Below are 19,614 nucleotides of genomic sequence, written 5' to 3'. Positions count from 1 at the left end.
CACCATCGCCGAGGCCGTGCGCGTGCTGCGCGAGGCCGGGGCCGGCGATGTGGTCATCGCCGCCACCCACGGTGTGCTGTCCTCCCCCGCGGCCGAGCGCCTGGCCTCCTGCGGCGCCAAGGAAGTCATCGTCACCAACACCCTGCCGATCACCGAGGACAAGAAGTTCCCCTCGCTGACCGTGCTGTCGATCGCCCCGCTGCTGGCACGGACGATCCGCGAAGTCTTCGAGAACGGATCGGTGACGGGCCTGTTCAACGGCTCCGCGTAGTAGTAAAGCCCGGTCACTACCGCGGAGCTGCGCTCGAGTGGAGAATAGGGGCAGGTGGACCTGGTCCTCGCGAGGGAAGCCGACGTATCGACTGATTTCGCGAGGACATGGGTAACTCGCCGGGTACGCCCACAACTTCATAACGTCGTGAGGCGAGACCGACTACCGAGTCGAGTGGCTCTCACGGCACGCAAAATCCCCGGAGAGGCGGGGGAGCCTGCGAGAGAGGTGGGCTGCTGATGGCCGACGACGACACTTACCCGTTGATGGACGAGGTGTTCGAGATGGGCGATGACGAGCGCGAGGACCTGGACTACGACCTCGGGGACGATGAACAGGCCGACGAGATCCGCGAATATCAGCGCTACATCGATGATCCGCCCGACAATCTGGAGATCAAGTATCACGAGAACGACGACGACGGCCGCCTCGGGATCCGCAGTGAGCTGGACCAGGAATGGACTCGCCGCCGGCATCGTCAGGAATTGCGCGACGAGGACGAGCGGCCCGCCGAAGTCGCCGCCATCGACGTGGTCGACGAACCGGGCGACTGAACGGCCCGTCGGAGCGGGCGCCGCGGAAGGTGTCCGCGGCGGTCGCTAAGTTGGCGGTATGAGCGGATTCGCGGGGTTCCCGTTCGCCGGGCTCGACTTCTACGAGGATCTGGAAGCCGACAACTCGAAGGCTTTCTGGACCGCCAACAAGCATGTCTACGAACAGTCCGTGCGGGCGCCGATGGTGGCGCTGACCACGGAACTGGAGAACGACTTCGGACCGGCGAAGATCTTCCGGCCGTATCGCGATGTGCGGTTCTCCAAGAACAAGGCGCCCTACAAGGACCATCAGGGCGCGGTGGTCCGCACCGCCCCGGGAGCGGGGTGGTACGTCCAGATCGGCGCTCCCGGGCTGTATGTGGCCGGTGGGGTGTACGCACCGACGCCCGAGCAGCTCGCGCGGCTGCGCACGACCATCGACGACGAGGTGCGCGGCTACGAATTGCAGGCGCTGCTGGACGGTTTGGCGGCAGTCGGCTATGTGATCGGCGGGGAGCAACTGAAGACCCGGCCCAAGGGTTTCCCCGCCGACCATCCACGCCTCGACCTGCTGCGCCACAAATCCCTGGTGATCCACAAGGACTTCGGCGCACCGCCCTGGCTGGAGACGCCCCGCGCCGCCACCGAGGTCCGGGCCGCCTGGGAAGATCTGCGGCCCGTCGTCGAGTGGTTGGCCGCGGTCATCGGCAACTGACGCCGACACCCCCGGGCAGTCCGGTTCGAGCCCGGGCGTCAGCGTCGTTCGGCCAGGACCAGCACGAAACGCTCGTCCGGATCGGTCCACACCTCTTCGGTGGCGAATCCGGCGCTGTCCAGTTCCCGGCCGAGTCCGTCCACGCGGAACTTGGCCGAGATCTCGGTGCGCATCTGCTCACCCTGGGCGAAGTCCACGACCAGGTCGAGATCGGCGACGGTGACCGTCATATCCCGGGTCGCCGCCAACCGCATCTCGATCCACTCGTTCTCCGCATCCCAGTGGGCGATATGCGCGAAGGCTTCCGGATCGAAGTCGGCATGCAGCCGAGAGTTCAACACGTGCAGGACATTTCGGTTGAATTCGGCTGTCACGCCCGCGGCGTCGTCGTAGGCGGGCACCAGCACCGCCGGATCGGTGACCAGGCCGGCCCCGAGCAGCAGCTGTTCGCCCGGTTCGAGGACCTGCTGAATGCCGGCCAGGAATTCGGCCCGCTCCCGCGGGACCAGATTGCCGATGGTGCCGCCCAGGAACGCGATCATCCGCCGGCCACCGCGCGGGAGATTGTGCAGGGTTTCAGTGAAATCGCTGACCACACCGTGCACCGCGAGATTCGGGAATTCGGTACCGATCTGCTCAGCGGCACCGCGCAGCGCCGAAACCGACACATCCTGCGGCACATAGGTTTTCAACGGCCCCTCGGACAACAGGGCCGACAGCAGCAGACGCGTCTTGGCCGCCGATCCGGCGCCGAGCTCCACCAGTACCTCGGCCTGGGCGGTGCGCGCGATATCGCCGACCACCCGCTCGAGCAGCGCGCGCTCCGTGCGGGTCGGGTAGTACTCCGGAAGTTCGGTGATCGCTTCGAACAGTTCACTACCGCGCGCGTCGTAGAACCACTTCGGCGGCAACGTCTTCGGATCGGCGGTGAGTCCGGTCCGAGCGTCCGACCGCAGCGCGGCGTCGAGATCGTCGTCGGTGAGGTGGATGTCCAGCGTCGGTTCGCTCATGAACGGGCCCTTTCGGATTCATCGAGTCCTGCGGAGAGTGTGGGTGGTGCTGCGTCCAGCGGCTCGACCACGAGCAGACCGGGCCGCACCGTCACCACCTGCCGGTCGGTGATCGCCTGCCAGCGTGGATCGTCGTCGTAGGGTTCGGAGGAAACCACCGCGGCCTCGTCGGTGACGAGCACCGACAGCGAGTGGTGAACAGTTGTCGCCCACAGTGTTTCGCCGTCCCCGAGGAGCAGGTTCAGCCGTGCGCTCGGCGCCTGCGCCAGTACGGCGCGAACCGTCGCCGTGACCGCGGCCGCGACGGCCCGGAGCCGGGCGTCGGACTCGCTGCGACCCTCGAACGCCGACGACAGCACGCCGATTCCGTCCAAGGCGGCGCGCAGCACCACCCAGAGCGCGGCGGAATCGGTCGCGGATTCGGCATCCAGCAGATCCGGCGACCCGAATTGCTGTGCCACCACCGGCAACACCGTGCGCCAGTTCTGAATCACACCGTTGTGGCTGAACGCCCATCCGCCGTCGATGAACGGGGCGCAGGCGGTCCGTTCCACCGGCATGCCGACCGTGGCCGAACGCACCGCGGCCAGCACCGCCGCCGAGGACAGTTGCGGCAGCACCTCCTCCACCGCGGGGTCGGTCCAGATCGGCGCGGAATTGCGGTAGCGGCTCGCGGCCCCGTCCCCGGTCCACCACGCGACCCCGAAACCGTCGGCGTTGACGGTTCCTCCGTGGCGCATATCGTTCGGCGCCCACGACTGGGTGCGCAGCGAATGCGTTCCGCGAGTGAGCAGTTCACCGACCGAAGCCGGTGGCCCCAGATAGCCGAGATGTCGGCACATCAGCGCTCGTCCGGTCGCAGGTCGCGGGCGAGACGGAAGCCGGAGAAGATCTGGCGCCGGATCGGGTGGTCCCAGTTGCGGAAGGTGCTGCGGCAGGCGACCGGGTCGGTACCGAAGGATCCGCCCCGCAGGACGCGGTAGTCACCGCCGAAGAACACCTCGGAATATTCGCGGTAGGGGAACGCCGCGAATCCGGGATACGGCTCGAAACCCGAAGCGGTCCACTCCCATACGTCGCCGATCAGCTGATGCACTCCGGACGGCGACGCACCGGCCGGATAGGCACCGACATCGGCCGGTTCCAGATGGCGCTGCCCCAGATTGGCGGTGGTGTCGTCGGGTTCGGCGTCGCCCCAGGGATATCGCCGCGACCGTCCGGTGGCCGGATCGAACCGCGCGGCCTTCTCCCATTCGGCCTCGGTGGGCAAGCGCTTGCCCGCCCAGCTGGCGTAGGCCTCGGCCTCGAACCAGCACACGTGCACCACCGGCTGCTGGGGGCGCACCGGCGCCGGCCTTGCGAAAGTCCGCCGCCACCAGCGGTTGTCGCTGTCGCGCTCCCAGAACTGTGGCGCGGTCAGATCGGCCTCCACCCGGTGGGCCCAGCCACGCTGTGACCACAGCTCGGGCCGGTGATAGCCGCCGTCCTCGATGAACGCCAGATATTGCGCGTTCGTCACCGGCGCCGCGTCGATCGCGAAGCCGGGCAGGTGGACGCGATGTTCGGGCCGCTCGTTGTCGAGGGCCCACGGATCCGAGGAGGTGCCCATGGTGAATTCGCCCGCGGGAACGACGACTTCGTCGCCGACGGCGACGCGCGCGGCCGGTGCGGGCGCGGCGGTCAGCACCGCGTCGCCGGCGCGCAGCTGATGGGTGGCGAGCATGGTCTCGTCGTGCTGTTGTTCGTGCTGGGCGATCATGCCGAAGGCGAAACCACTGTCCACCAGCCGATTTCCGCGCAACGGACTGGAATTCAGCACATCCAGTACCTTGTTCCGCACGGTGCCGACGTATCCACGTGCCTGCGCCGGATTCAGCAGCGGCAGCGCCGGGCGGTCGGCGCGGGCGTGCCGGAAAGCGTCGTAGAGATGGTCGATATCGGCCCGTACCGGCTCACGCCCGCCGACATCACGGACCAGCCACAGTTCCTCCTGGTTGCCGATATGCGCCAGATCCCACACCAGCGGGCTCATCAGCGGCGAATGCTGGGCCACCAGTTCGGCCTCGTCCACCGCCTCGGTCAGCACCGTCGTGCGGGCGCGTGCGCGGATCAGGACCTCCGCGATCTGTGCGCGTAAACGCTCGGTCGCGGCGTGATCGGTTCCGGTGTGAACGGTCATCGGTGCTCTCCCAGGGATCGTGCCCGGCTGCCTCGTCGCGCCGACCTGCGGTGCGCGTCGCCGGTCGTACTCATTCGGCTGTCTCGGCGGGTGCGCAACGGGCGACCTCCCCGTCCGGAATGCGGCCGCTGCGACATCGCCGCACCGCTGCCCACACCTGCTCGGCGGCCGCGTCGCTGCGGGCATGCTCGGCGGCGAGAGTCAGCAATTCCACTGCGACGGAACGGATCTGGGGATCGGCCAGGCCACAGCGGGCGGCCGAGGCCCATTCGTCGGCGACCGGTTCGGCCAGTGCGGTCGCCTCCGCGACCACCGACGGCGCCGACATCAGCGCATCGACGACGTGGATCGGCACGGACCACTGATCACCCGGCTGTGCGTCCAGATAGCGGACCTCGAGGTGTCCGGACGCCCGCACGGGCGGAAAGACCGTGGTCAGGTGGTAGTCGAGATCCTCGACCTCCGGGCGGCGGCCGATCTCGTCGTCGAGCGCACCGCACAGCCAATCCGCGAAGGTGGCGCCCGGCGGCGCCGTCCAGTCCGCCTCGGCGGGGCCGCGCCGCACGCACAGCAGCGGGGTGTCCAGCGCCCAGCGGCCGTAGTCGGTGAGCGGGTCGGCCCAGCTCCGCACCGGCGGCCGGGTGCGGGCGTGATCGAGCCGCAGCCAGGTGCGCATCCGCTGCGACGCCCAGGCGCCGGTGGGAGCACCGTGCAGATCCGGGGAACAGGCGAAGGCCGCCACCAGGGCCGGGCCGACCGCGTACAGCGCGTTCCAGCGGGCCGCGATCTCGGCGGGGTCGGCCCCCGCGTCCACGCTGACCTGCGTGGCGGCGGTATTGCACATCATCAGCTTGCCGTACGGGCCGACGCCCGCGAACGCCCGTTCCATCGCGCGATAACGCGGCAGGCGAAGCACCCGGCGGGCCTGCCGACCGACATCGGCGGCGGCGGAATACATTCGGATGGATCGGGTTCCGAGCAAGTCGGAGAGAAAGTGAGAATCCTCGAGCAGCCGGGCGCAGAGTTGCGCGGCATCGGCGAAGGGGGCGCTGGACAGTTCGATCTGGCCACCGGGTTCGAGGGTGATCCGGCTGCCACCGGGAAGTACTTTGGCGGGTGAATCGGGCGAAACAGACTGCGGGGCATAAGGACCCAGCGCATCCGCGAGCATCGACAAGCGCGGACGCGAATCCGGCGCCGACAGCTCCCCGCGAGCGGTGAGCCACTCCAGTTCGGCACCGATCAACGTGGGCGGGCCCTGTTTGAAACAGACACCTCCCACATAGGCCTCCGCCGCGGCGCGCGAAGACAAACCGGCAACCGATCCGGCCGGCGCCTTGTCCACCGTTACCGCCATGCCAACCTCCGCTCGAGCCTGCGGGGGATCACCCACCGCGTTCCGCCCACCCTGAGCCGATATCGGCGACAGTGCCGCATCGACCGAGTGCCGGTATTGCGTGTAGCAGTGCAACGAGAGACCGCGCCCGGTTCTTCCGCCGCTCGAACCAGGGTAGCCGCGCCCACCGACACAGAATCCGTCGAAATGGTGAACATGCCGGTCACGGCCGCACCACCAGCACCACAGGCCCCAAGCGATCGCCGCTGTCTCGCCTCCCGACGGAGCCGTCGGCGGCGTCGTCCGGGCAGCTGATCCGGACCGTTCCCGGGACGGCCTCGGGCGTCGGCAGCCCGCGATGGCCTACGGTCGACAGGGTGCTCGATACCGACCGACTGCGCGCCGATATCCCCGCCTACGACACCGCCGGACCGCCGCCGGTCTTCCTCGACAGCGCGGGATCCTCGCTGCCCCCGCGAATCGTCGTGGACACCGCCGTCGCCCATCTGCGGCGCGAGGCCGAGATCGGCGGATATCGCTCCGCCTCGGAGCGGCTCGACGATCTGGCGGCGGTCAAGACCGCGATCGCCACACTGATCAACGCCGACGCCTCGGCGATCGCCCTGAGCGACAGCGCCTCCCGTTCCTGGTCGGATTTCTTCTACGCCGTACCGCTGCGGCCGGGCGATCGCATTCTGGTCTCGGGTTCGGACTACGCCAGCAATGTGATCGCGGCCCTGCAGCGCGCGCGGGCGGCGGGCGCGACCGTCGAGGCCATTCCCAGCGACGACACCGGGCAGATCGACCTGGTGGCCCTCGACAGCATGCTCGACGACCGCGTGAAGATCGTCTCGCTGCTGCACGCTCCCACCAACGGCGGCCTGGTCAACCCGGTCGCCGAGGCCACCCGCATCGCCCATCGCGTCGGTGCGCTGGTCCTGCTGGACGCCTGCCAATCCGCCGGTCAGATCGGCATCGATGTGGCGGAACTGGGTGTCGACGCGATGTCGGCCACCGGCCGGAAGTGGTTGCGCGGCCCGCGCGGCACCGGCTTCCTCTACGTCCACCCGGACGTCTGCCGCGAACTCGAACCCAGCCGCCTCGATCTGCACAGCGCCGCGTGGACCGGGCCGCAGGACTATCGCGTGGCCTCCGACGCGAGCCGCTTCGAATTCTGGGAATGCGACGTCGCGGCGCGACTGGGCCTCGGCGCGGCGGTGCGCTACCTGCTGGATCTGGGACCGGAGAACGTCTACGCCGATATCGCCGCCAAGGCGCGGCATCTGCGCGAGAATCTGCCGTCGATCCCGGGAATCACGGTGCGGGACCTGGGAACCGAACATTCCGGCATCGTCTCGTTCACCGTCGACGGCGTCGATCCGAACGAGGTGCGCGAGACGCTGCGTGCCGCCGACATCACGGTGACGGTCAGCTACCGTAGCTCCACGTTGCTCGACATGTCCGCGCGGCGGCTCGAATCGGTGGTGCGAGCCTCGCCGCACTGCTTCGTCACCCTCGAGGAGCTCGATCGCTTCCTCGAGGCCGTCGACCGCCTCGCGGGTTGAGGCGGCCGAACCGAGTTCCGATTTTCATCGTGTTATTCGTAGTGCGACGCTGAAACGATCACGCTCCGGCGCCGGCTAACGCCGCGCCCGCGCACCGAGATAGTGCAGATGTGCCGACCGCCGGTCGGGTGGAGACGGGAGTTCGAGGGTGAGCCGGTTCACCGAGGAAATGTTCGCGACCGCACAACGTTCCCGCCGGGGGCTGATCACCGGGGAGCCGGAGACGCCGCTACGCCGGGGTTGGGACGAGATCCACCGCCTCGCCCGGCGGATGGCCGGTGGGCTCGCGGCGGCCGGGATCGAGCACGGCGATGCCGTCGGTGTGCTGGCCGGTATGCCCGCCGATATCGCGCCGGCGTGCCAGGCGATCTGGATGCGCGGGGCATCGATCACCATGCTGCATCAGCCGACGCCGCGCACGGATCTGCAACTGTGGGCCCGCGACACCGAGACCGTGCTTCGGATGATCGAGGCACGTGCGGTGGTGCTGGGCGCGCCGTTCGAGGTGGCGGCACCATTGCTGACCGAACGTGGCATCACCGTGGTCCTGACCGACGAGCTGGCCACCGGACCCGATACCGATCCGGTGCCTACCGTGGAATCCGATATCGCGCTCCAGCAGCTGACCTCCGGTTCCACCGGATCGCCGAAGGCAGTGCGGATCACCCACGAGAACTTCTACGTCAACGCTTACGCCATGTTCGATCGGGTGAAGTTCCAGCTCGACCAGGACGTGATGGTCAGCTGGCTGCCGCTGTTCCACGATATGGGCATGGTCGGATTCCTCAGCGTGCCGATGCAATTGGGCGCCGAGGTGGTCTGTGTGACGCCGATGGACTTCCTGCAACGGCCGATCCTGTGGGCCGAGCTGATCTCGAAATACCGCGGAACGGTCACGGCCGCACCCAATTTCGCCTATTCGCTGCTGACCCGCCGCTTGGCGCGCGCCGAGGACGGCACCGTGGATCTGAGCAGTGTGCGGTACATGTGGAACGGCGCCGAACCGGTCGATCCCGATACGATGGACGCCCTCGCGGCGGCCGGGAAACGATTCGGGCTCAGCGCGTCCGCGCTCACTCCGGTGTACGGCATGGCCGAAACGACGCTGGCGGTGTCGATTCCGGATCCGGGCGTCGGGCAGGTCGTCGACATCGTCGACGCGGATCTGCTCGAGGCGCTCGGCAAGGCGGTTCCGGCGACGGATCCGGCGGCCCACCACGGCAATCTGCGCCGCCTGCCGCTGCTGGGCCGCCCGGTCGACAATCTCGAGATCCGGGTCGTCGACGACGAACACCGGCCGTTGCCGACCCGAACGGTGGGCGTGCTCGAGGTGCGCGGGCCCGCCGTCACCGTGGGATATGTGACCGTCGACGGGTTCCGGCCCGCTCGCGACGCCGAGGGCTGGCTCGATACCGGCGATATCGGCTACGTGACCGAGGACGGGTCCGTGGTGGTCTGCGGCCGGATCAAGGACGTGATCATCATGGGCGGGCGCAACATCTTCCCGACCGATATCGAACGCGCCGCGCTGCGTGTGGCCGGGGTGCGGCCGGGTAACGCGGTCGCGGTGCGCCTGGACGCCGGGCAGAAGCGCGAGAGTTTCGCGGTCGTGGTGGAGAGCAACGACTTTCAGGATCCCGAGACGGTGCGCCGGATCGAGCACGAGGTCGTGCACGAGGTCTTCACCGCGGTCGGCGCCCGCCCGCGCAGCGTCACCGTCCTCGGCCCCGGCGCGCTGCCGAAGACGTCCTCCGGGAAGTTGCGCCGCTCCGCCACCGCGGCGCATCTGAACTGATCGGCACGAGAGTCACTGCGGTACCGGATCTTCCGACGCGTCCACCGGATAGCGGTCGCCGAGGGGGTTCCGGTCCCGGTACACGAAAGCGGCGACCAGATCGTCGGCGACGCGGGCCAGATCGTCGCGGCCCTCGACCGCACCGCACCAATCAAGGGGCAGCGCGTCGAGGCCGTGGCGGGCGCCGAGGATATTGCCGGCCACCGCACCGGTGGAATCGGAATCACCGGAATGGTTGACCGACAACAGGAATGCGCGGCGCACATCTCCGGTCCGCTCGGCATCCAGCGCGCAGTACACCCCGATGGCCAGACATTCCTCGGCCACCCAGCCCGCACCTACCTGTTCGACGGCCTCCGAGGTCCCGGTACCCGCGTCGGCGGTGGCCACGGCCTTGCGCAGGGCGGCGGCGGTTTCCGCGCCACCGGCCACCGCCTCGACCTGACTCGTGGTGTCCTGCACCGCCGTTCGCAGATCGGCGCCGTTCACGAGCCGGTCGATCAGGGCGGCGAATGCCCCGGCGGCCAGATATCCGGTGGGATGACCGTGGGTGAGCTGGGCACACCGCGCCGACGCCTGGAAGGCGGCCTCCGGTCCGAGGGCGGCCAATCCGAACGGCGCGGACCGCATGACCGTGCCGCATCCCTTGGAATCCTCGTTCACCGGCCCCGGGACGCCGAAGGGATGTGGTTCGCGATAACTCTGCGCCTGCCGGTTCAGCCCGCGCATACACGCGTTGCCCGGTGCGCGTACCGCGTACAGATAGGGCAGACTCGCCAGCCAGCCGTCGGGACGCGGGTCGGGCGCGTGTTCGCGTTGTGTCCGCAGCCAGCGCAGATAGGCGCGGCGCAGGACCGGCGCAGGATCCGCCCCCGGCGCACACCGCAACAGCCCCTCGGCGGTGAACAGCGTCATCTGAGTGTCGTCGGTGATCTGCCTGGGCGCGGATTCGTCTGCCGCCGGAGCGAATCCGGTGAGCCCGTCGGGACCGAACCGGTCGCGGACCTGTTCCAGTTTCAGGAATTCGATCGGCCAGCCCAGGGCATCACCGACCGCCCCGCCCAGCAGCGTGCCCCGATACCGATCGAAAATCGTCGTGTAGTCCTGCACGGCCACCGATCTTCGCAGAGGATCGCTCAATGCAGTTGGTTCTGGGCGGTTTCCAGACCCACGCGCAGCAGCAACTCCACCGCGTCGGCGGTCTGTTCGACCAGCACCGGAACCTCTTTGCGTTCGGGCGCGGAGAACGGTTTGAGCACGAAATCGGCCGGATCCTGCCGGCCGGGCGGGCGGCCCACACCGAACCGCACCCGCAGATAGTCCTTGGTGGACAGGGCATTCGAGATCGAACGCAGCCCGTTGTGACCACCTTCACCGCCGCCGCGTTTGAGCCGGATGCTGCCGAACGGCAGATCCAGTTCGTCGTGCACGACGATGACCTCGGTGGGCGGGACCGAGAAGAACCGGGCCAGCGCCGCGACCGGGCGGCCGGATAGGTTCATATAGGTACGCGGCTTGGCCAGCAGCACCTTGCGCCCGTCGAGCCGGGCCTCGACCAGGTCGGCGCCCGACTTCTTGTGCACGGTGAACCGGCCGCCGATGCGCTCGGCGAGCACATCGGCGACCAGGAACCCGGCATTGTGCCTGGTGCGCTCGTATTCGGGCCCGGGATTACCCAGCCCCACCACGAGCGCGGGGGCAGTAGATTCCGTCATCGAAATCCGTTGAACGACCGAATTATTCGGCGCTCTCGGCCTCGCCCTCGGCCTGGCCTTCACCCTCGCCCTCGACGGCCTCGGCGGCCGGAGCGACGATGATGTTGACGATCAGCGCCTCCGGGTCGCCGGACAGGGCGGCGCCCTTCGGCAGCTCGACCTGACCGGCGGTGATCTGGGTGCCGGCCTCGGCACCCTCGATCGAGACCTCGATGGACTCGGGCACGTTCAGCGCGTCGACCTCGATCGACACGGTGGTGGCCTCCTGGGTGACCAGGGTGCCCGGGCCCGCGTCGCCGGCCAGCGCGACCGGCACGTCGACGACGACCTTCTCGCCGCGCTTGACGATCAGCAGGTCGGCGTGCTCGATGTAGCGGCGGATCGGGTGCACGACCACGGACTTGGTCATCGCCAGCTGCTTCTTGCCGTCGATCTCCAGGTTCAGGACGGCGTTGGTGCCGTGCTCACGCAGGATCGCGGCGAAGGCCTGAGCGTTGACGGCCAGATGCTTCGGCGCCTCGCCGTGGCCGTACAGGACGGCGGGAACGTTGCCGTCGCGACGGGTGCGGCGCGCGGCGCCCTTGCCGAATTCGGTGCGGGTCTGAGCTGCGAGAACGCTGACGTCGGACATGACTGAAATACTCTCCTACGGCTTTCCGGGGCGGACGGTGTGCTGGCCAGGTACTGTCCTGAATTCGGACGGCCCTGGCGAAAGGGTCTGCTCGTCGGGCGATGACCGCACGACAACGGCCGGAAGCCGAGCCGCGTCGATCACGGTGTGCACTGGGTGCGACACCCTCGCCGAGACAACCTGAGAACAATAGCATGTAGCGGAAAACGCTTTCGCGCCGCACCCCGATGCGGTAATGCACGCCGGACGGCAAACTCCCGCAGGCTCGGCCCCGGGCCGGTTCAGGCGGATTCGGCGCGGAAGTGCGCCGCGTAGCAATCCACATAGCGGCGACCCGAACGCATCGCCAACTCCACCATGAGGTCGTCGGTCGCAGTGCGGACCGCGGCCCGATCGACCGGCAGGAAGGTGCGAGGCGCACCGAACACGATTCGAACCTTGCCGAAACGCAGCAGCCGCCGCCCACGCCGGTTCACCCGGTCGGTGCCGCTGAGCGCCACCGGCACGACCGGCGCGCCGGTCTGCATCGCCACCCGGATCACTCCGGTGCGACCGCGATAGACCCGGCCGTCCGGTGAGCGAGTCCCTTCCGGGTGAATGCCCCACACCCCGCCCGACTCCAGAATCCCGACCGCCGCGGCGAGCGCATCCGCCGAGGCGGAACCACCGGAGCGATCGACGCGCACCTGTCCGGTCGCCGTCATCACCCAGCGATTGACGCGCCCGCGCCACCCCGATTCATCGAAATACTGACTCTTGGCGAGAAAGGTGATCCGCCTCGGCAGCACGAGCGCCAGATAGAGGGAGTCGATCGCGGCCAGATGATTCGCCGCGATGATCACCGGGCCGTCCTTCGGAACATGATGCAGCCCTTCGACTTTCGGCCGCCCGAGGATCCGCAGGAGCGGTCCGATCAGGACGAACTTCAAAAGCCGATACCACATACACGCCCTCCACGGTCGCTCGTAGACACTGTCTATCAGTCATTCTAGTAGACAATGTCTACGCGGTCACCTTGCTGCTCGTCACACTTTTTGCCGGCGGAGGCGATCTCCGGTGAACGGTGTCGTGCGGTGGACCCGCCACCGGACCCACGGCACCTGTCGGTGAATGCCGAATCGCCTGCGACCGGCACCGCTGCCGAACGGACGCGGAACCCGCACGCGACAATGTGCGGCATGGGTGTCGACGAACCGGTGCGGGAACGGCTGGTGAGTGCGGGTGTGGGATTGCTGGAGGAGGTCGGTGCCGCACAGCTCGGTCTGCGGGCCATCGCACGGGAGGCCGGGGTGTCGCATGGGGCGCCGCGGCGGTACTTCCCGACCCACAACGCGCTGCTGGCCGCGGTCGCGGTGCACGGGTTCGCTGATCTGAGTGGGCGTTTCGCGGCACACGAGAGCGAGATCCCGCGGGTGCGGATCGACCGGATGGCGGGTGAATACATCGACTTCGCGGCACGGCGGCCCGAGATGTTCACCCTCATGTTCCGCCACGATCTGCTGCAAGGCTCGGGAGAGAATCTGCGCCGCAAGACGATTCCGATCTACCAGGGGTGGGCGGATCTGGTCGCGAGCTGTGTGCGCGACCGCGCGGAAGAACGCGCCTTCGGACTGTGGACGAATCTGCACGGCATCGCCACCCTCGTGGCGAACCGGAGCGTGGAACTGATCGCGCCGGGTATCGACCTGGACCGGCTCGTCCTGCGCACGGTCGCCCGGCACCTGTCCGATTGACCGAGGCCCCCGCGGTCCGCGCACCCGCCCTGACCGGCAGTTTCCCTGGACCGCCGCTGTCCCCGGTGCGAGCCGAAGCGCCTCACTCACGTATTCTGATGCTTTGCCCTGTCCCGCGAAGAGGAGCCGATCGGTGAATTCCCCCTCAGCCAGCACGACCACATCCGGGCGGGTGGCGCAGGAGGCGGAACGGCGGCGCACCTTCGCGGTGATCTCGCATCCGGACGCGGGTAAGTCGACGCTGACCGAGGCCTTGGCCCTGCACGCGAAGATGATTTCCGAGGCCGGCGCCATTCACGGGAAATCCGGCCGGAAATCCACCGTTTCCGACTGGATGGAAATGGAGAAGGCGCGCGGTATTTCCGTCAGCTCGACGGCGCTGCAGTTCGAATACGGCGAGTGCGTGATCAATCTGGTCGACACGCCCGGTCACTCCGATTTCTCCGAGGACACCTACCGGGTACTGACGGCCGTCGACGCCGCCGTCATGCTCATCGACGCCGCCAAGGGCCTGGAGCCACAGACGCTCAAACTGTTCCAGGTGTGCCGCCACCGCGGCATCCCGGTGATCACCGTGATCAACAAGTGGGACCGTCCCGGACGGGCGCCGCTGGAACTGCTCGACGAGATCAGCGAGCGGATCGGCCTGACCCCCACGCCGCTGTTCCTGCCGGTCGGCATCGCGGGCGATTTCCGTGGGCTGCTGCGCCGCGGACCCGAGGGCGCCGCCACCGAATACATCCATTTCACCCGGACCGCGGGCGGCGCGACCATCGCGCCGGAAGAGTCGTACTCGCCCGACCAGGCCGCCGCCCGCGAAGGCGAACCGTGGGAGACCGCGGCCGAGGAGAGCGAACTGCTCTCGGCCACCGGCCAGGATCACGATCAGGAACTGTTCCTCGCCGGCCAGACCTCGCCGGTCATCTACGCCTCGGCGATGCTGAACTTCGGCGTGCGGCAACTGCTCGACACGCTGGTGGCGCTGGCCCCGCCGCCCGGCTCCCGCGCCGACGTCGACGGCTCCCCGCGGGAACCGGCCGACCCGTTCAGCGCGGTCGTATTCAAGGTGCAGGCGGGTATGGACGCCGCGCATCGCGACCGGCTGGCGTTCATGCGCATCGTCTCCGGGGAATTCGAGCGGGGCATGGTCGTCACGCACGCTCAGACCGGACGCCCGTTCGCGACCAAATACGCGCTCACCGTCTTCGGCCGCGAGCGCGCCACCGTCGACACCGCCTATCCGGGCGATGTGGTGGGTCTGGTCAACGCGACCGCCCTCGCCCCCGGGCACACGCTGTTCGTGGACAAGAAGGTGGAGTTCCCGCCGATTCCGTCCTTCGCGCCGGAACATTTCGCCACCTTGCGCGCTCGCAGCGCGGGCAAGTACAAGCAGTTCCGCAAGGCCATCGATCAACTCGACTCCGAGGGCGTGGTGCAGGTGCTGCGCAACGACCTGCGCGGCGACGCCTCCCCTGTCTTGGCGGCGGTCGGCCCGATGCAGTTCGAGGTGGTCACCGCCCGGATGCAGGCCGAATTCAACGTCGAAACGCAGCTGGATTTCCTGCCCTATCAGCTGGCCCGGCGTACCGACGCCGCCTCGTCGCCGGAGCTGGACCGGCAGCGCGGGGTCGAGGTCTTCACCCGCAGCGACGGCGTCATCCTGGCCCTGTTCAGCGACAAGTGGCGGCTGCAGTACATCGAGAAGGAAAAGCCGGAACTCACGCTGGAACCGCTCGTCGCGACCGCGGACTGACGGGTCGACCGGAGGCGGCAGCGGAGCGTCACCACGGAGGGCGACCCGGCAGTCCGCCGATCGACACCGACTGACGGGTCGACCGGAGGCGATTACCCGATCGCCTCGTCCGGTTCTTCCTCGACCGGCCCGCCCGGCGTGTCCTCGATATTCGACACCACGGCCGGGATATCGGGCACCGAACCCGACTCACCGGTGATCACGCCCCACCGGCTGGCGGTCAGACGCAGACTCGGCAGATCCGAGAGCGACAGCACCACCTCATAGGTCCGCTCGTACCCGGTGTGGGCGATGCGCCAATGGCCGTCGTCGCAGCGCACGTACCGGTCGTTGTAGAACGCCGCCCCGCGCAGCAGCATGTTGTGACCGGGGATGAGTACGGTGTCGGCCAGATACCAGGTGCCGGTCGCCGCGTCGCCGTCGATATCGATCTCGGGGTGGTCGCACCGATGTTCGGTGATGACGTGGGGCCCGAGGGTGTTGCGCATGAACGCCAGGAACGCATCACGCGATTCGAACTGCAGGTACTCGCTGTAGGTCGCCGTCGCCTCCGGGATCATCGTGTCGGCGAAGTCTTCCCACGATTTGGTGTCGAGCGCTCTCAGGTACCGGAACTTCAGCCGGCTGATCGCGGAGACGGCATCGGAATCCATACCTCAACAATCCCACCGGATCCGGCGAATCTGCGCAGATCGGAAAATAGGTATCGGATCGCTACACACCGTTGACCGGCAGTCGCAGGTCAGGACCCGTTGATGGTGAAGCAGGTCTTACAGAAGTCCTCGCCGAATTCGGTGAGGCGCAAGCTCTTTCGCACGATCTTGGGCACCCGGCCAGCCTGCTTGAGCGCCGATTCGACGATCGGCTGCACCTCGAGCACCATATAACGGCTCAGCACCACGGGATCGTCGGAGGTGGTCAGCAGACCGAGCCGGTTCAGATTGATCAAATACAGCCGCGACCGATCCGGATACCGCACGCCGGCCTGCTCCGGGACCGAGGTCAGATCTCCGGCGACCAGCTCGGAACCGATCCCCAGCGGCCGGTTGGTGCGCACGTCGACCGAGGGCTGCGGCCCGTTGATGGCCATGAACCGCAGAATCCGCGCCTCGTCCGAGGACAGCTGATCGAGGATGCGGTCGTAGGCCGGATGCACTTCCTCGGTGAAGTACACGTCGGCCGAGCGCGCGAGCAGATTGTCGCCGCGGCGGCGCAGATCGACCAGGGTCGACGAGCGGACCAGCCCGCCGGCCGACGGCCCCTGCGCCTGGCCGTTGGTGGGGACGTAGCTGACGATCTCGCGCACCGATCCCTCGGTGACGCCGAGGACGCTGCGGGCGACGGACTGCAGTGCGGCTCCGGTGCGTTCGGCGATGTCGGTGGAGGATTCGCCGTCGAGCGCGGCCTGGGCGATCTGCTTGGTGACCTCGAGGCCGGTGCCGACGGCCCACTGGCCGCCGCGGACCGCGGTCCCGGCAGCCAGGCCGGCTGCCCGGAAGACGCCGCGGATCATGCGGGCTTCGTTGCTGATCTGCCGCTTCTCCACGTCCGAGCTGCGTTCCACAGCGCGGGAACCGGGTCGGACCACATCCTGTCCGGTCCTGTCGTCTGTCACGTCATTCTCCGAATATCGCCAGGTGAACGAGTCCGCTCACATATTCTTACCGCACCCCGAAGGCCACCGGCCATGTTCAGCGGCTCTCGGCCATGAGCGCCGACACCCCAGCGATAGCGGCATGAATGTGGTTCCGGTCATTCTTGCGGCTGCCACTGTCCGGTGCGACATTCCGATCACGCGATGTGATCGAAGTCTCGGCCATACGCTACCGCGTACCAGCTTTCCAACCCGAATTGGATCGCGACTTCCGCGGCGGCCTCCGTGGTTACGCAGGCTGCCGCCTCCGGCCGCGTCGCTCCAGTCGCGGAATTGCATGGCGACCTCCGCGGCGGCCTCCGTGGTTACGCTCGCTGCCGCCTCCGGCCGCGTCGCTCCGGTCGCAATTGGACCCGTTTCCGGAATTCGCAGTAAGGTTCGCCTGGCCGACGGGGTACGTTGTAGTGCCGGTGTGACGGCGGTCACCGGTAAGGGGTCGGCAGGAGGGTGTCGTGCTGGATAGTTTGCTGGGTTTTCACCCGACGATTTTGCTGGAACTGATCACGATCCCCCTCTTCACGGGTGTCATCGGCTATATCACCAACTGGACCGGCATCCTGATGCTGTTCAAGCCGCTACGCTTTCACGGGTTTCGGGTACCGGGTCTGAAATGGTTGTTCCCCTATCTTCCCAAGCGCATTCAGGTGCTGCCGTTGCTGCAGTACGACGGGCGCATGGGCTGGCAGGGAATCGTGCCCTCGCGCGCGGACAAGATGGCCTCGATCGCGGTCGACAAAGGGCTCTCGAAACTCGGTAGCGTCGCCGACTTCTATCGCGAACTCGAGCCCGATGAACTGGCCGCGCATCTGACCGATATGGCGCAGTCGCAGATCCGCGACATCGTGGAGGAGATTGCCCGCCGCGAACATCCGCAGCTCTGGTACAACTTGCCCGCACAGGTCCGGGAGTTGGTGCACGAGCGGGTCCGGGAACAACTCCCGGAGATCCTCAAGGAACTGACCGACGAACTCGGGTCCAACATCGAACAACTGCTCGATGTCAAACAGATGGTGATCCGGTATTTCCAATCGCGCCCGCAGTTGCTCAACACCGTTTTTCAGGTGCTGGGCGCCAAGGAGTTGCGGTTCATGCAGAACTTCGGCTTCTATTTCGGCGCACCGATGGGTCTGGTGCTCGTCGCGGTGCTGCATCTGACGCATTGGTCGCCGCTGGTGGTGCTGCCGGTCGGCGGTGTGATCATCGGCTGGGTGGTCAACTGGATCGGGCTCAATATGATCTTCGAGCCCGCCTATCCGAAGTGGTGGTGCCCGTGGCGGCAGGGTTTGCTGATCAAGCGGCAACCCGAAATCACGGAGGGCTACGCCGAATTGGTGGCCACCCAGATCATCACGATCGCCAATGTCGGTGACGAACTGCTGAACGGGCCGCGCTCGGACCGCACCATGCAGGTCCTCGAGGACACCCTGCGCCCGGCCACCGACCGCGCGCTCGGGCCGATGCGCGGGGCGCTGAAGTTCATGATCGGCAGCCGGGACTACGCGACCCTGCAGACCCGCTTCACCGACGAGGCCAAATCGCTGGCGCCGGCCGCCTTCGCCGATCCCGGGTTCAACGCCCAGCAGAGCCGGCAGGTCAGCCGGTACATCGCCACGCAGATGGCGGCGCTGAAGCCGCCGGACTTCGTCGACATGTTGCGCGCGGCGATCAAACAGGACGAGTGGCTTTTGTTCGTCCATGGCGGTGTGCTGGGGCTCATCGCCGGTTACGCTCATCTTCTGATCTTCGGAACGGAAGTAGCGAACGTATGGCTGTGAGCGGATCCGCACCGGAAAACGGTGACGGCGCCGAGTTTTCGATCGAATACGCCGAGGTGGTCGCCGAGTCCGGCGACGCGGCGGCCGGCACCGGTACGACCGAGATCGAGACGGTCTTCCCGGAACCGGACGCCCGCTCCACCGACCTCGTCGCACGCCGGTCGGCCGAATTGATGCTGCCCGAGGATGCCCGCCCGGGCTGGGCCGGTCCCGTGCGCACCACGACCGGTGTGGTGCGGGTGGCGCTGTCCGCCGTCACCGAGGCCGCGGCCTGGAGCCTGGGCACCGCGGTCGGTGTGACGGCCACCGTGGTGCGCGGCAGTATGTCCGGGCAGCCGCCGCGACATGTGCTCTCCGAGGCCGGTGAGCAGGTTCGCGACTCGGTGCGGCGCGCACTCGGCATCGATGCCACCTCCGGCGGCGCCCCCGCCCCGACGGCGCCGAGCCTGCGCGATCGCGGCGCCGAACTGCTGCGCCGCTCGGCCGATGTGCACTGCGAGGACGGCGATCATCCGGCCTTCGCGCGCATTCTCGCCGAACTGGCTCCCGACGAGGCCCGGATCCTGCGCTTCCTCTACCTCGACGGGCCGCAGCCGGCGCTCGACATCCGCACCGGGCGGCCGCTGAGTTCGGGCACCCAGCGCATCGAGGTCGGCATGTCGCTGATCGGCGAGACCGCGGCGTTGCGCTTCGCCGACCGCGCGATCACCTACCTGACGAATCTGCGCCGCCTCGGACTCATCACCGCCGACGGCGATCAGCTGGACAATCCGGTCCGCTATCAGCTGCTGGAATCGCAGCCGGAGGTGCGGCGGTTGCTCAAGCGCGGATTCGGCACCAAGGTCGCCTACCGCAGCATCGCGCTCACCTCGTTCGGCGCAGACTTCACCTGTGCGTGCCTGCCGGTGCCGCCCCTGGGCCACGCCCTCTGAGAGCCGGCCCCGAAACC

General features: G+C 67.9%; 18 protein-coding genes and 1 pseudogene. 9 read left to right on the top strand and 10 right to left on the bottom strand.

What is annotated here, in order from left to right; all coding sequences use genetic code 11:
* The 3 genes and pseudogenes from IRT45_RS06305 to IRT45_RS06295 form a co-directional block, all read left to right on the top strand.
* A pseudogene (locus IRT45_RS06305) lies at window positions 1–271 on the top strand (ribose-phosphate diphosphokinase); the annotation flags it as partial.
* Between the two features lie 239 nt (window positions 272–510).
* Complete coding sequence (locus tag IRT45_RS06300) at window positions 511–825, top strand: hypothetical protein (RefSeq protein WP_194804925.1); 315 nt, start codon at window positions 511–513, stop codon at window positions 823–825.
* 58 nt (window positions 826–883) lie between these two features.
* Window positions 884–1,519: a DUF2461 domain-containing protein gene (locus IRT45_RS06295; RefSeq protein ID WP_194804924.1), complete on the top strand. Its 636-nt coding sequence runs from the start codon at window positions 884–886 to the stop codon at window positions 1,517–1,519.
* Between the two features lie 38 nt (window positions 1,520–1,557).
* Here the strand turns inward: IRT45_RS06295 and egtD are convergent, their stop codons facing one another.
* The 4 genes from egtD to egtA form a co-directional block, all read right to left on the bottom strand.
* Complete coding sequence (egtD, locus tag IRT45_RS06290) at window positions 1,558–2,529, bottom strand: L-histidine N(alpha)-methyltransferase (RefSeq protein WP_194804923.1); 972 nt, start codon at window positions 2,527–2,529, stop codon at window positions 1,558–1,560.
* Complete coding sequence (gene egtC, locus IRT45_RS06285) at window positions 2,526–3,371, bottom strand: ergothioneine biosynthesis protein EgtC (RefSeq protein WP_194804922.1); 846 nt, start codon at window positions 3,369–3,371, stop codon at window positions 2,526–2,528. Before egtC ends, egtD begins: the two co-directional genes overlap by 4 nt.
* Window positions 3,371–4,708, bottom strand: a complete 1,338-nt coding sequence (egtB, locus tag IRT45_RS06280; RefSeq protein ID WP_194804921.1) for an ergothioneine biosynthesis protein EgtB — start codon at window positions 4,706–4,708, stop codon at window positions 3,371–3,373. Before egtB ends, egtC begins: the two co-directional genes overlap by 1 nt.
* A gap of 70 nt (window positions 4,709–4,778) precedes the next feature.
* Window positions 4,779–6,065, bottom strand: a complete 1,287-nt coding sequence (gene egtA / locus IRT45_RS06275; protein WP_194804920.1) for an ergothioneine biosynthesis glutamate--cysteine ligase EgtA — start codon at window positions 6,063–6,065, stop codon at window positions 4,779–4,781.
* Window positions 6,066–6,421: 356 nt separating this feature from the next.
* Here egtA and IRT45_RS06270 point away from each other — a divergent pair, with 356 nt between their 5' ends.
* Window positions 6,422–7,609: an aminotransferase class V-fold PLP-dependent enzyme gene (locus IRT45_RS06270; RefSeq protein ID WP_194804919.1), complete on the top strand. Its 1,188-nt coding sequence runs from the start codon at window positions 6,422–6,424 to the stop codon at window positions 7,607–7,609.
* 148 nt (window positions 7,610–7,757) lie between these two features.
* The gene (locus IRT45_RS06265; protein WP_194804918.1) at window positions 7,758–9,404 is read left to right on the top strand and encodes a fatty acyl-AMP ligase; all 1,647 of its coding nucleotides are present in this window, start codon (window positions 7,758–7,760) and stop codon (window positions 9,402–9,404) included.
* 12 nt (window positions 9,405–9,416) lie between these two features.
* Here the strand turns inward: IRT45_RS06265 and IRT45_RS06260 are convergent, their stop codons facing one another.
* From IRT45_RS06260 to IRT45_RS06245, 4 genes are all read right to left on the bottom strand, one after another.
* Window positions 9,417–10,514 carry an ADP-ribosylglycohydrolase family protein gene (locus IRT45_RS06260; protein WP_194804917.1) on the bottom strand — a complete coding sequence of 366 codons (1,098 nt, stop codon included), beginning with the start codon at window positions 10,512–10,514 and terminating at the stop codon, window positions 9,417–9,419.
* A gap of 26 nt (window positions 10,515–10,540) precedes the next feature.
* Window positions 10,541–11,119 carry an aminoacyl-tRNA hydrolase gene (gene pth / locus IRT45_RS06255; protein ID WP_036505176.1) on the bottom strand — a complete coding sequence of 193 codons (579 nt, stop codon included), beginning with the start codon at window positions 11,117–11,119 and terminating at the stop codon, window positions 10,541–10,543.
* Window positions 11,120–11,141: 22 nt separating this feature from the next.
* Window positions 11,142–11,750 carry a 50S ribosomal protein L25/general stress protein Ctc gene (locus IRT45_RS06250; protein ID WP_194804916.1) on the bottom strand — a complete coding sequence of 203 codons (609 nt, stop codon included), beginning with the start codon at window positions 11,748–11,750 and terminating at the stop codon, window positions 11,142–11,144.
* 281 nt (window positions 11,751–12,031) lie between these two features.
* A complete protein-coding gene (locus tag IRT45_RS06245; protein ID WP_194804915.1) occupies window positions 12,032–12,694 on the bottom strand; it encodes a 1-acyl-sn-glycerol-3-phosphate acyltransferase in 663 nt (220 codons plus the stop codon).
* A gap of 234 nt (window positions 12,695–12,928) precedes the next feature.
* On the opposite strand from IRT45_RS06245, the gene IRT45_RS06240 reads away from it, so the two are divergent.
* Window positions 12,929–13,483 (top strand): TetR/AcrR family transcriptional regulator, encoded by a 555-nt coding sequence (locus IRT45_RS06240; RefSeq protein WP_194804914.1) that lies wholly within the window; start codon window positions 12,929–12,931, stop codon window positions 13,481–13,483.
* Between the two features lie 133 nt (window positions 13,484–13,616).
* On the top strand, window positions 13,617–15,236 hold the full coding sequence (locus IRT45_RS06235; RefSeq protein WP_194804913.1) for a peptide chain release factor 3: 1,620 nt from the start codon (window positions 13,617–13,619) through the stop codon (window positions 15,234–15,236).
* Window positions 15,237–15,328: 92 nt separating this feature from the next.
* Here the strand turns inward: IRT45_RS06235 and IRT45_RS06230 are convergent, their stop codons facing one another.
* Both IRT45_RS06230 and IRT45_RS36700 read right to left on the bottom strand, forming a co-directional pair.
* Window positions 15,329–15,889: a nuclear transport factor 2 family protein gene (locus tag IRT45_RS06230; RefSeq protein WP_228533724.1), complete on the bottom strand. Its 561-nt coding sequence runs from the start codon at window positions 15,887–15,889 to the stop codon at window positions 15,329–15,331.
* A gap of 89 nt (window positions 15,890–15,978) precedes the next feature.
* A complete protein-coding gene (locus IRT45_RS36700) occupies window positions 15,979–16,851 on the bottom strand; it encodes a DUF4393 domain-containing protein (RefSeq protein ID WP_309240814.1) in 873 nt (290 codons plus the stop codon).
* Between the two features lie 491 nt (window positions 16,852–17,342).
* On the opposite strand from IRT45_RS36700, the gene IRT45_RS06220 reads away from it, so the two are divergent.
* Window positions 17,343–18,665: a hypothetical protein gene (locus IRT45_RS06220; protein WP_083904185.1), complete on the top strand. Its 1,323-nt coding sequence runs from the start codon at window positions 17,343–17,345 to the stop codon at window positions 18,663–18,665.
* Complete coding sequence (locus IRT45_RS06215) at window positions 18,662–19,597, top strand: Abi-alpha family protein (RefSeq protein WP_309240813.1); 936 nt, start codon at window positions 18,662–18,664, stop codon at window positions 19,595–19,597. Before IRT45_RS06220 ends, IRT45_RS06215 begins: the two co-directional genes overlap by 4 nt.
* Window positions 19,598–19,614: the final 17 nt, after the last annotated feature.

The sequence above is a fragment of the Nocardia sp. BSTN01 genome, assembly GCF_015354405.1.
In the GTDB taxonomy this organism is placed as follows: domain Bacteria; phylum Actinomycetota; class Actinomycetes; order Mycobacteriales; family Mycobacteriaceae; genus Nocardia.
The sequence above is the reverse complement of the archived record's forward strand: the minus strand, read 5'-3'. Positions and strand labels throughout refer to the sequence as shown.